Consider the following 11,453-nt stretch of genomic DNA (forward strand, 5'->3'; position numbering starts at 1 on the left):
TTAATATAATAAATATATTAAAAACATAATTTAATATATTGGATATATTAAATTATAAAGTGTATAATCAAAATTAACAGAAGATAAAAATTTATAAGGATAACAGATGGAGGTAACCATGAGATTTAGTATGTGTACTGCCGTTTATGGCATGAATGATCTTCATGATACGATTAATAGAGCGGCTTCCATTGGCTTTGATGCTGTTGAGATTACAGCAGCCTTGCATCTTCCAATTGAAAGTACACCAGAGCGTAGAAAGGAGGTGAAAGGGTGGATTAAAGATGCCGGTCTTGAATGTAGTGCGCTTCATTATATTTTTGATGGCAGTGTGAAACTGGCGACACCAGATCGAGAACTGAATACAAAATGCATCGAATATCTAAAAAAGGTAGTAAATGTAGCATCTGATATGGAGTCCAGAACTGTTATTGTAGGAAGCGGTGGCGATACACGTCATCTCGATTGCGAAGATAATCGAGAGGAGGCAACAAAGTGTATGGCAGATGTGCTTCGTCAAGCTGGTGAATATGCCAAAGGAAAAGATGTTCATTTGGCCGTTGAGGCAATCAATCGCTATGAAACAAATTTTCTTAATACCATGCAAGAGGCAACAGAGTTTATTAAACTTGTAGATCATCCCAATGTCGGAACAATGGCGGATACGTACCATATGAATATCGAGGAAGTTTCACCAGCAGAATCGGTAAGAAAATATGGATATGCATTGGAAAATCTTCATTTCGCGGATTCCAATCGAATGGCACCAGGAACTGGACATTTTGATTTCAAGGCAGTAGCAGATGCGCTTAAGGAAATCAACTTTGACAAATATATTTCCTTTGAGGTCTTCGGTCTTTATCCTTGGAAGCTTTGGTTCGACACTGTAGAAGAGGCTGATAGGCAGATGAAGATTGGTATCGCACATGCACATGCAGCTTTTGAATGAAAGGAATGAGAACATGAGAAGTATCAGATTACTTGCTCCTGGCAAACTTGAAATGCGAGATATTCCAGATCGAATTAGTGCAACAGAAACAACGGTACAAGTGGACGTCAGTGCTTGCGGCATTTGTGGGAGTGATCTTGCACTTTACAATGGACGTCGAGATCTTTCAAGAGAGCATTATTTTGGACATGAATTTTCCGGAATTATCACAGATGCAGGGAAAGGTGCCAATGGGCTTAGAAGTGGCATGAGAGTTGCTAGTGAACTGGTGAAGGGATGCGGACGCTGCTGGTTCTGCCGCAATGGTCTTCAAAATTATTGTAAGAGCCTTAATGACGCTTTGTTTCCAGGAGGTTTTACAGAAAAGACATTAGTAACGAATACAGAGGCCTATGGTTTTTTGAGCCCAATTCCGAGTGTGCTTGATGATATTACTGCGACATTGATGGAACCAGCAAACTGTGCATTCCATGTGGCAAAAAGAGCGGAGATTAAACCAGGGGATTCTGTTTTGATATTCGGATTGGGAGCAATCGGACTCATTGCATCGCAGATTCTCAAATCACTTGGTGCAGGGAAAATTGTCGGTGCAGACCGAAGTGAATTGCGTCTTGCCCAAGTACGTAAATCTGGTCTTCTTGATGTTGTTAATACAAACGATGCGGATTGGCTCGAACAAATAAAGGAGATGACGGCAAGAGAGGGGGTCGATGTGGTTGTAGAGGCAACAGGGGCACCAGCGGTCTTACAGGATGCTATGAGCGCGGCTAGGACAGGTGGCAGAATTGTAGTGCCTAGCGTTTATTTCAATAGTATCGATGGCTTTAAGCCCTTACCAATCATGCGCAAGGAACTTACGATCATTGGATCCAAGGGGCCAGCGCCTCTTCTGAAGTCAGATGGGACATCTGCTGTGGTTGATAAGGTAATTGAACTGAAGTCTGCATTAGAAAAGATGATTACGGTATATGAATATAAGGATGCGCTTCAGGCATTTGAAGATGCCAGAAATGGCAGTGCCATTAAGGCAGTAATTAAATTTTGATATTAAGCTGATAAAAGATATAAATGGAGGATAATTAAGATGACAAAGAAAGAATATGTGCAGAAATATGGTGGAAAATTCAGTATCAGTGGTGGTGAGACCTGGACTATGCCGAATGGGCATGTTGTTCATTTCGCACTCAATCCTAAAATGGGATGTCGTGGAGCCAATATTGCAGTCGGATTTCATGAACCTGGCAAGGAATTTGCACCGCACAAGCATCCTATCTCGGAAGAAATTCTGATTATCTTCTCTGGTAAAGGGGAATGCTACCTTTACGATAAATGGATTCCCGTTAAAGCAGGAGACATTGTCTATGCACCAGAGGGCGTTCTTCATGGGACGAGAAATCCCGCTTCGAATACAGAGCCGTTTGTGACGCTGGGCATTGCAACGCCACCGCAGCTTGATCTCTATACGCGCGCAGGCTATGACGTACTCGATGATGATAAGAGCGAATATAATGGAGAAGAAGAGAAATAATATTATTGGAAGGAGAAGGTCATGTTTTTTGATACTTATGCAAAAGAATTAACTGAAACCGTCGAGAAGATTAGTCGCGAAGATATTGTCAGACTCGAAGTATATATGGATAAAGCGAGAACAGAGGGCAAAAATATCTTCATTCTGGGGAACGGCGGTAGCGCTGCCGCGGCATCTCACTGGGTATGTGACTTTGGAAAGGGCATTAATGTTGGTGATGCGCCTAGAATGAAGATTCAAGCTCCTTCAGATCATACCTCTATTTTCACTGCATATGGAAATGATAATGGATATGATCAGGTGATGGTCGAGCAGATCAGGAATTATCTGCAGCCTGGTGATCTTGTTATTTCTCTTTCTGTGTCGGGCAATTCACCCAATCTTGTGGAAGCACATAAGTATGCACGTGAAAAAGGAGCAGAAACAATTTGCATCGTCGGAGACTACGGCGGTAAGCTGATTGATCTTTCCGATTTTCCGATTGTTATCCAGTCAAAAAATTACGGTGTAGTAGAAGATATTCATCTGATTCTTGAGCATGCGGTTTCACAGAATATAAAACGGCAGTTGCAGAAACAGGAGAGATAAAATGTTTGTAGGGGCATTTGATATTGGCGGAACGAAGACAATCATAGCACTTGCAGATGGAAATGGCACGATTGTGAAGAAAAAACAATTTCCAACAAAAACAGTAGATTGTTTGCGACACGTAGCGGTCTGTTGTGATACCTTTAGAAAAATTCTTCAAGAGTGTGATGTCGGGTTGGATTCTGTCGGTGCGATTGGCGTGAATCTTCCAGGAATCGTAGATAGGTCTTCTGGTGTGTTGGAACGCGCCGTTTATGCAGGATGGTCCGATGTACCTGTGGGCCAGTTTATTCAGACGAAGCTTTCGATGGATCGTGTTGTTTGTGAAAATGATGTGAATTCTTGTGCGCTGGGAGAGCTTCGATTTGGGCTTGGAATGAAATACCGGGATTTTGGGTGGATGACTGTTTCGACTGGCATTGGAGGAGCTGTCATTATTGATGGCAAGTTGATTCGCGGTGTAAATGGCAATGCAGGAGAGTTTGGTCATTTGACCGTAGAGTATGAGAAACCAGTCAAGTGTCCTTGCGGTGAATATGGATGTCTTGAAGCACAAGGCTCTGGTACGGCAATCAATCGGATGATATGCGATGCCAAGGAACGTGATTCAGTATTTTCGGCGAAATTTGAAGCAATCGATGCAGGATCCGACGGTGCTGCTTTGGCAGAACTGGCAAAAAAGGGAAATGCTGTTGCACTCAATATTTTCAGAAAAGTTGGTAACTATATCGGACGTGGAATTGCTTCTTATGTGAATATCTTGGATCCAGAAGCATTTATCATCGGAGGAGGCGTTGCGGCATCAATCTCTCTTCTGATGCCTGGTATCAGGGAGGCGATTGACCAATGTGCCTTTTATGCAATGAAGGATATCAAGATTGTACAGACAGCACTCGGTTATGATGCAGCACTGATTGGAGCTGTGACGATTGCTCTATCTGCGACCGTTAGAAAGGGAGAGTTTTGATATGGAACATTTGAAAGCAGCGGTTATTGGTGTCGGCTTTATTGGTAAGGCTCATATTGAGGCACTCCGAAGAATTCCTAATGTTGATGTCGTTGCTATTGTTGACAGCTTCAATGTAGAGGAAAAGGCAGCACAACTTGGTGTTCCCTATGCGTTTTCTGACTATAAGGAAATGCTGGATACATGCCATCCGGATTGTGTCCACATTTGTACACCTAACTTTACACATAAAGAGATTGCATTGGCGGCAATGGAGCGAGGTGTCCATGTCATTTGTGAAAAGCCAATGGCCAGTAATGCTGATGAGGCAGCAGTCATGGTTGAAGCGTCGAAGAAATACGACAAGATTTGCGCACTTAATTTTCACAATCGTTTTTATCCTGCCTCATTTCAGATGAAGAAAATGGTTGAGAAGGGGGAACTTGGTCAGATTTTTGATCTTTCTGGCGGCTATCTTCAGGATTGGCTTCAATATAAAACGGATTTTAGCTGGAAAATCCTGTCTGCAAAATGTGGCAAGACAAGAGTTACGGCGGATCTGGGATCACATTGGTTTGATTTAGCCGAGTATGTGTCAGGACAGAAAATCAAAGAAGTCTTTGCGGAGTTCAAGACGATTTATCCGGAACGAATGAATGGGCGTGAAGCAATTCCAGTCGATACCGAAGATTATTCATATGTATTGCTTCGGTTTGACGGTGGAGCGACAGGAATGGCAGAGTTTTCAGGTGTTTTCTCTGGCAAGAAGAATCAGACAGTCCTTCGTGTAGCAGGAACAGAAGCATCTTTGGAATGGGATAATGAAAAGGTCAATGATATCTTGATCGGTCATCGGAATGAACCAAATGGACTTTTAACAAAAGATCCCAATCTAATGGATCCAGACGTAGCCAAGATCATCAGCTATCCTGGTGGTCATGCGGAAGGTTTTCCAGATGCGTTCAAACAGAATTTTACCGCTATTTATCAGGCAATTCGAGGAAAAAATAGTGTAAATCAGTTTGCGACGTTTAAGGATGGTCTTCATATTATGCGAGTATGTGATGCTCTGTATGAAAGTGCACATACTGGAAGCTGGATTCCAGTCATGTAAATCAGGATTATTAGGAGACATGCGATACGACTAGAGATTCGGGAGGCTAAAATTGAAACTGGGAGTAGTAGCGAATGCGCTTCAAAATAAGCCGCTTGCTGAAGCGTTGATACAATTCCGCCGGCTGGGCATTGAATATATAGAGCCAGGCTGTGGCGGATATGCAGGAAAAGCACATGTTAATCCGCAAAAACTTCTGCAGGATGATGTAGCATTTGCATCTTTCGTGGAGATGGTAAGGAAGTCAGGCGTTGGGATTAGTGTACTTTCTTGTCACGGCAATCCAGTCCACCCTAATCAGCAGATGGCCAAAGCTTATGATCGAGACATGAGGTATACAGTTCTTCTTGCGGAAAAGTTAGGGATCGATACGATTTCTTGCTTTTCAGGATGCCCCGGTGATAGCAAGGAATCGAAATATCCCAACTGGGTTACATGTGCATGGCCTGATGATTATCTGACGATATTGGCGTATCAATGGAACGACGTGTTGATTCCATACTGGAAAGAATTTACAGAATTTGCAAATTCACATGGGGTTACTAAAATCGCACTTGAGATGCATCCAGGATTTTGCGTCTACAATGTTTATACTGCACATCGATTGCGAGATGCTGTAGGTGATGCAATCGGCGTAACATTTGATCCGAGTCATCTCTTGTGGCAGGGAATAGATCCCGTGATGGCAATCCGAAATCTGAATGGGATGATTTATAATGTGCATGCAAAAGATGTTCGGATTGATCCCTATAATAAAGCCGTCAATGGCGTTCTGGATACCAGGCATTATAGTGAAGAACTAGATCGATCCTGGATTTTCAGGACAGTAGGATATGGAAATGATATAAAATATTGGAAAGATATTTTTTCTGCATTGCGACTCATTGGCTTTGATGGCGTAATCAGCATTGAGCATGAAGATAGCCTGATGAACCAAATGGAGGGACTTGAAAAAGCAGTAAGGACACTAAAAGAATCCATGCTTTCAAAAGAGCGTACAGGTATGTGGTGGGCATAATTGGCTAAGTTTTGTATCAAGGAGGCGACAATTCCATGAGCCATATTTTTGGTATACTAGACAAAGTCATATGGGCAATCGAAGATATTGTCAGTGCAGTAAGTCTCGCGGCTATTGTCAGTATAGCCTTTGCCAATGTTATTGCAAGATATTTTCTTCATTCTGGATTTTTATGGGCGGATGAAGTCAGTCAGGCGCTTCTCATCATTATGGGAATGTTCGGTTGTGCAAGAGCCGTCAGGAAGAATGGCCATACGCAGTTTGATCTGTTGGAAAGAAAAATTAAGGACAAGAGATTACATATGGTTGTACATTCTATTATTATGCTGATTACCTTAGCATTTCTGTTGCTTCTGGTCGCAGTTACTTTCCAGTACACTGTCAAGGGGACGATGCTCAGTACTGTGCTGAAAATTCCCAGGATGTACTACTACGTGTCCATCCCAATAGGATTTCTGTTATGTATTTATGAATATATACGCTCCATTGGGGCAAAGCATGCCGATGATTCTGTCGAGACAAAAGATTTGTGAGGAGGAAGAAATATGGATACAGGAACAGTTGTCTCAGTATTGATTTTCCTCACTTTCGTATTTTTATTGGCGGGGATTCCAGTATATATTGGGCTTTTAATGACAGGCTTCTTCAGTCTGATGGCGTTGTCGTTGCTTACGGAAACACCAATTGCGACATTGGCTATTTCTCAATCAATCTTTAATGGAATGGGAAATCTTTCCCTGCTGGCTATTCCCTTTTTTATGCTGGCCGGCGAAATCATGAATAGAGGTGGCATTACTGAGAAACTTGTTAGATTCGCGATGCTTTTGATTGGTCGTCTGCCGGGGAGCCTGGCAAATTCTGGTATCATTGCCAGTATGTTCTTTGGCGGTATTACTGGATCAGCACAGGCAACCTCGTCTTGTATGGGCGGAATCTTGATTCCAGCGATGAAAAAAGAGGGATATTCAACGTCAGAAGCTTGTGGTGTCATCGCTGGCGCATCGACATGCGGCCCGATTATTCCACCAAGTATTATTATGGTGGTTTATGCAACGGCCGTTGGCTGCTCTGTCGGCGCTATGTTTATGGGGGGGATCATCCCTGGCATTTTGTGTGGCCTTACCTTGATAGCAGTCGTTCTTTTGAGAAATAAGACGTGCAAGTTCCCTCGCAGAACAGAAAAGCTGGCAGAAGGAGAACTTAGGCAGACAGTCATGGAAGCCATTGTTCCTCTGGGCATGCCTTTGATTGTGGTAGGCGGTATTATGAGCGGTGTCTGTACCGTTAACGAAGCAGGCGCTATTGCCGTCTTCTATAGCCTTTTCGTGAGTTTGTATGTCACAAAGACTTTGAAGATGAACGAGATGGGAGGCATTTTACTAAATGCTGTCAATAGTTCGGCTCCGATTCTTCTGATCATCGCCTGTGCGAAGGTATTCAGTTATGGTCTTACCGCCTTGCAGATGCCGCAACTGGTCAGTTCGTTGATTCTTTCTTTGACCGATAATACGTACGTTTTCTTCTTGTTGGTGAATATCCTTTTGATTGTCATGGGAATGTTTATGGATGGTGGCGCAGCTGTTGTCATTCTTGCTCCTATTCTTGCGCCAGTAGCAGTTCTTCTCGATATCAGCCTGGTACAGTTCGGTGTGGTTATGGCGTTTAACCTGACAATTGGCAATATTACACCGCCGCTGGGATATTGTTTGTTTATAACCAGTAAGATAGGACAGATACCAGTGGAATCTGTAGTAAAGGGAACAGCTCCATATTTGATAGCAGAAATTGGAGTCCTGTTATTGATCACGTATATACCAGACCTTATTACGGCAATCCCACTCTCACTTGGATATAAGATATAACATTGATTGTTAAAATGATGTGGATGTAATAAGTATAAAATGCTATACAGGTAGTAAGGGGGAAGAAAAATGAAACATAAAATGTTTAGAATCATTGCTCTTTTATCTACAATGGTCATGATGATGCTCGCTTTTGCCGGATGTGGAGGAAACGCTGAAAACAAGGATGTAGCACAAAAATCCGCAGGGACATCCAATCCGAATGCAATTGTTGTCAAATATTCTGTCACATTTGCATCTAGTGGTGTACAGGCTGATGGTGCAAAAGAACTGGCAAAGATGATCAGCGATGAATCGGATGGTAAACTCAAAATGGAGTTCTATCCATCCTCACAGTTGGGAGATAAACAGGCTACATTTGAAGGATTGCAGTCCGGCACGATTGAGATGACAGAGTGTGCGGCAAGTGACCTTTCTGCGTTTGATGATATTTGGACTGTATTCTCTTTACCTTATCTCTGGGATAGTGGGGAGCAGGCTGTAAAGACTGTTCAGGATGAGGATGTGAAGAAGGTCCTTGAAGAAAGTGCAGAGAAGGCAGGATTCAAGATTATCGGATGGACGAATATTGGCAGCCGTTCCTTCCTCAATGCCAAGCGTACGATTCAGACGCCAGCTGATTTAAATGGACTGAAAATCCGTACCATGCCGGATAAACTACTGGCAGATGCCACAAATGCGATGGGAGCAATTGGCACGCCGCTTGGTTCTTCTGAGATTTATACAGGGTTGCAGCAGGGGACAATTGATGGTCTTGACCATACGCCGGCGGTTATTGCAGCGAATGGATGGAGTGAGATTTGTAAATACTTCTCGCTTACCGAGCATTTCACGATTCCAGATCCTATCTTTGTCAGTGCCGCATGGTTTAATACACTTTCCCCAGAAAATCAGGAAGCACTTTTAAGGGCTGGTCATAAATTTAGTGATAAATGGAATAACGAGATGTGGGTAAATGCTACAGAAAATGGACTTGAAAAGATGAAAGCAGACGGCATTGAAATTACCAAAGTAGACAAAACACCGTTCAAAGAGGCAGCACAGGGCGTTGTGAATGAATTCCTCAGTAGTGCAAGCGATAACCAGAAGAACTTGTATGATCTGCTGCTCAAAACGAAGGAAAAATATAAGCAGTAAAGCATTTGGATAGCAATCATGGGGTGTGACAAGTCAATTGTCATGCCTCATTCCTTTTTTAGATAGTTCAGTGTTGGAAGCACAAAATAAATTGCGGGAAAAGGGGATGGCATAGATGAAACTCGGTGGATTTGGAACGATCAAGGATTTTGAAGCAATAAGTGCTGCAGGATATGACTATGCAGAACTTGACATACCTGAACTGGAATCACTTACTGAAAAAGATTTTGCACGGTTCAAAGAGAAGGTGACTGAGACTGGAACCCCAGTACTTATCGGCGGGCGAATTTTTCCGTTCAATGAGCGTATCTTCTTTAAAGATGGATTTCAACCGATGGAGTTCAGAAACTATATGGAACGTGCTTGTTATAGAGTTGCGAAACTTGGTGCTAAGAAAATAATCCTAGGGAATGGAAAAGCGCGTTCTCTACAATCTGCTGATGATTTGAAAAAAGAACCTTTTTTCATTGATTTTGTTCGGATGATTGCGAAAATTGCAGGCAAGAATGGATTAATTCTTTTGATTGAGCCGCTTGGCCCCAAATATAGTAATTATATCAATACGCTACCTGAGGCTGTCTCTCTTATTGAAAAAGCCGCCATGTCAAATCTTTTTTTGATGGCAGATCTCCGTCATATGGTTTGGAGCAATGAAGATTTTAAAGATCTTATCACATATGCGCGCTATCTGCGTCATATCCATATGGATTATCCATTATCATATCCGGACAGGCCGTATCTTGATCCCCGAGATGGCTATGACTATCAGATTTTTTTAGATAAGCTTTTACAGATATCCTATTGTGATACTTTGACCATCGAAGCTGACGTTCCAAACGATTGGAACGCGGCCCATCAAAATGCGGTGACGGTCCTCAAGAGTGTTTTATGCTAAGTCACGGTAATTGTCCGGCTTCATTTCTGCACAGCATTGAGCAAGTACCGACTTGCTCATAAGAGTCATGAGAGATTCTTAGAAGATGAAAACATAAAGAAACAGAGCAAAAAAACAGAGAAAGCAGGAATTGTATGGAACGAGAACAACTTTGGACTCCAGAATTTTTTGGAATGAGCAGTAGCAATTTATTTATGTACATGTCGCAGTACATCATGGTAGCGGCATTGCCTATCTTTATCCTGGAGAATCTTGGAGGCAATGATATGGAAGCGGGATTAGCCATGAGTTTCTTTCAGATTGGCGCCGTCACCTTTCGCCCTTTAGCAGGCAGACTTATTGATGTTGTCAACAAGCATCAGATGCTGATGATATCGACGCTCGCATTCTTCTTTGTCATGCTGGCTTTTAACTGGTTTCATAGCTTGGCATCTATCTATGTATTGCGCCTTCTGCATGGTTGTATCTTTGCACTGGCAACAACAGCCGCGGCAACTATGGTAGTTCTCGTGCTGCCGTCTGCACGTAAGGGCGAGGGGATTGGATATTTTGCACTATCGACAAATCTTGCGATGGTTGTGGGACCTTTCTTAGGGTTGTTGCTTATAGGCCAGCTTGGCAGCACGGCTCTGTTTGCCTTTCTAACACTCTTAGGCGTCATGATATTTTTGACAGCCAATGTGCGGCGGTTGCCTGAGTCAATGATTCTGCCAGTTGCTTCTGGGAAGAAGGGGATTCACTTATATGATTTTATCGAATTCAAGGCTTTGATTCCTGCCGGGCTCGGTGGCTTGGTTTTTTTTGCCTATGGTGGAATTTTGACCTTCATTCCTCTGTATGCAAAGCAATTGGGATTGCAGTCTGACACGAGTCTTTTTTTTATGGTTTTTGCATTTATTATCGTCTTGACGCGTCCGATTATTGGGCGTTTATTCGATAAGAAGGGGCCAGAATGGACTATTTGGCCGGGATTTCTCTTTTTTGCTGTGGGTATGGTGCTTTTCGGTCAGGTAAGTTCTGTTTCCGACCTTTTGGTATCGGCTGTTGTACTTGGTATTGGGTTTGGTGCACTGAGTCCGGCCTTCCAGACCTTAGCAGTCAGGAGTGCTGCTCCATCACGGGCTGGAGTGGCAACGGCCACATATTTTTGGTCGCTTGATATCAGCGTAGGGCTGGCGGCAGCCATTATGAGTATTGTAGCGGCAAGCTATGGTTATCCATTCATGTATAGTATTGCTAACACATCTATTGTTATCTTGACCGCTATTTGTTATGGCATTTGGCGTTATCGATAAATGAACAGTGAGAAAATAGAGCCTCAGATTCGGTCATATTTTTCTGAAGATGATTGACAGATGTTTAATGATGTAGTATGGTTGTTAGCGCCGGGCGAAAAACGCCACTGAGTGTCGGGCG

At 42.9% G+C, this 11,453-nt stretch carries 12 protein-coding genes; all 12 read left to right on the forward strand.

Going from position 1 to position 11,453, the window contains the following annotated elements:
• Positions 1 to 118: 118 nt before the first annotated feature.
• The 12 genes from DWZ54_RS10620 (at position 119) to DWZ54_RS10675 (ending at position 11,332) form a co-directional block, all read left to right on the forward strand.
• A complete protein-coding gene (locus tag DWZ54_RS10620) occupies positions 119 to 949 on the forward strand; it encodes a sugar phosphate isomerase/epimerase family protein (protein WP_118476218.1) in 831 nt (276 codons plus the stop codon).
• Between the two features lie 13 nt (positions 950 to 962).
• Positions 963 to 1,994, forward strand: a complete 1,032-nt coding sequence (locus tag DWZ54_RS10625; RefSeq protein WP_118476220.1) for a zinc-binding dehydrogenase — start codon at positions 963 to 965, stop codon at positions 1,992 to 1,994.
• A gap of 39 nt (positions 1,995 to 2,033) precedes the next feature.
• Positions 2,034 to 2,477, forward strand: a complete 444-nt coding sequence (locus tag DWZ54_RS10630; RefSeq protein ID WP_118476199.1) for a cupin domain-containing protein — start codon at positions 2,034 to 2,036, stop codon at positions 2,475 to 2,477.
• 21 nt (positions 2,478 to 2,498) lie between these two features.
• Positions 2,499 to 3,065 (forward strand): SIS domain-containing protein, encoded by a 567-nt coding sequence (locus tag DWZ54_RS10635; protein ID WP_118476201.1) that lies wholly within the window; start codon positions 2,499 to 2,501, stop codon positions 3,063 to 3,065.
• Position 3,066: 1 nt separating this feature from the next.
• The gene (locus tag DWZ54_RS10640; protein WP_118476203.1) at positions 3,067 to 4,032 is read left to right on the forward strand and encodes an ROK family protein; all 966 of its coding nucleotides are present in this window, start codon (positions 3,067 to 3,069) and stop codon (positions 4,030 to 4,032) included.
• A 1-nt stretch (position 4,033) separates the two neighbouring features.
• Entirely contained in the window at positions 4,034 to 5,125 is a 1,092-nt protein-coding gene (locus tag DWZ54_RS10645; protein WP_118476205.1) for a Gfo/Idh/MocA family protein, read from the forward strand.
• Positions 5,126 to 5,177: 52 nt separating this feature from the next.
• Positions 5,178 to 6,143, forward strand: a complete 966-nt coding sequence (locus tag DWZ54_RS10650) for a sugar phosphate isomerase/epimerase (protein ID WP_118476207.1) — start codon at positions 5,178 to 5,180, stop codon at positions 6,141 to 6,143.
• Between the two features lie 35 nt (positions 6,144 to 6,178).
• The gene (locus tag DWZ54_RS10655) at positions 6,179 to 6,676 is read left to right on the forward strand and encodes a TRAP transporter small permease (RefSeq protein WP_118476209.1); all 498 of its coding nucleotides are present in this window, start codon (positions 6,179 to 6,181) and stop codon (positions 6,674 to 6,676) included.
• Between the two features lie 12 nt (positions 6,677 to 6,688).
• Complete coding sequence (locus tag DWZ54_RS10660; RefSeq protein WP_118476210.1) at positions 6,689 to 8,005, forward strand: TRAP transporter large permease; 1,317 nt, start codon at positions 6,689 to 6,691, stop codon at positions 8,003 to 8,005.
• A 69-nt stretch (positions 8,006 to 8,074) separates the two neighbouring features.
• A complete protein-coding gene (gene dctP / locus DWZ54_RS10665; RefSeq protein WP_118476212.1) occupies positions 8,075 to 9,142 on the forward strand; it encodes a TRAP transporter substrate-binding protein DctP in 1,068 nt (355 codons plus the stop codon).
• A gap of 115 nt (positions 9,143 to 9,257) precedes the next feature.
• A complete protein-coding gene (locus DWZ54_RS10670; protein WP_118476214.1) occupies positions 9,258 to 10,037 on the forward strand; it encodes a sugar phosphate isomerase/epimerase in 780 nt (259 codons plus the stop codon).
• 134 nt (positions 10,038 to 10,171) lie between these two features.
• Positions 10,172 to 11,332 (forward strand): MFS transporter, encoded by a 1,161-nt coding sequence (locus DWZ54_RS10675; protein WP_118476216.1) that lies wholly within the window; start codon positions 10,172 to 10,174, stop codon positions 11,330 to 11,332.
• Positions 11,333 to 11,453: the final 121 nt, after the last annotated feature.

Origin of the sequence: Mitsuokella sp. AF33-22 (assembly GCF_003475755.1) — a bacterium.
GTDB lineage: Bacteria > Bacillota > Negativicutes > Selenomonadales > Selenomonadaceae > Mitsuokella.

Bases quoted from the DNA above. Each gene is read 5' to 3' on its own strand.
- DWZ54_RS10620 (WP_118476218.1), top strand. From the start codon at position 119: ATGAGATTTAGTATGTGTACTGCCGTTTATGGCATGAATGATCTTCAT.
- DWZ54_RS10625 (WP_118476220.1), top strand. From the start codon at position 963: ATGAGAAGTATCAGATTACTTGCTCCTGGCAAACTTGAAATGCGAGAT.
- DWZ54_RS10630 (WP_118476199.1), top strand. From the start codon at position 2,034: ATGACAAAGAAAGAATATGTGCAGAAATATGGTGGAAAATTCAGTATC.
- DWZ54_RS10635 (WP_118476201.1), top strand. From the start codon at position 2,499: ATGTTTTTTGATACTTATGCAAAAGAATTAACTGAAACCGTCGAGAAG.
- DWZ54_RS10640 (WP_118476203.1), top strand. From the start codon at position 3,067: ATGTTTGTAGGGGCATTTGATATTGGCGGAACGAAGACAATCATAGCA.
- DWZ54_RS10645 (WP_118476205.1), top strand. From the start codon at position 4,034: ATGGAACATTTGAAAGCAGCGGTTATTGGTGTCGGCTTTATTGGTAAG.
- DWZ54_RS10655 (WP_118476209.1), top strand. From the start codon at position 6,179: ATGAGCCATATTTTTGGTATACTAGACAAAGTCATATGGGCAATCGAA.
- DWZ54_RS10660 (WP_118476210.1), top strand. From the start codon at position 6,689: ATGGATACAGGAACAGTTGTCTCAGTATTGATTTTCCTCACTTTCGTA.
- dctP (WP_118476212.1), top strand. From the start codon at position 8,075: ATGAAACATAAAATGTTTAGAATCATTGCTCTTTTATCTACAATGGTC.
- DWZ54_RS10670 (WP_118476214.1), top strand. From the start codon at position 9,258: ATGAAACTCGGTGGATTTGGAACGATCAAGGATTTTGAAGCAATAAGT.
- DWZ54_RS10675 (WP_118476216.1), top strand. From the start codon at position 10,172: ATGGAACGAGAACAACTTTGGACTCCAGAATTTTTTGGAATGAGCAGT.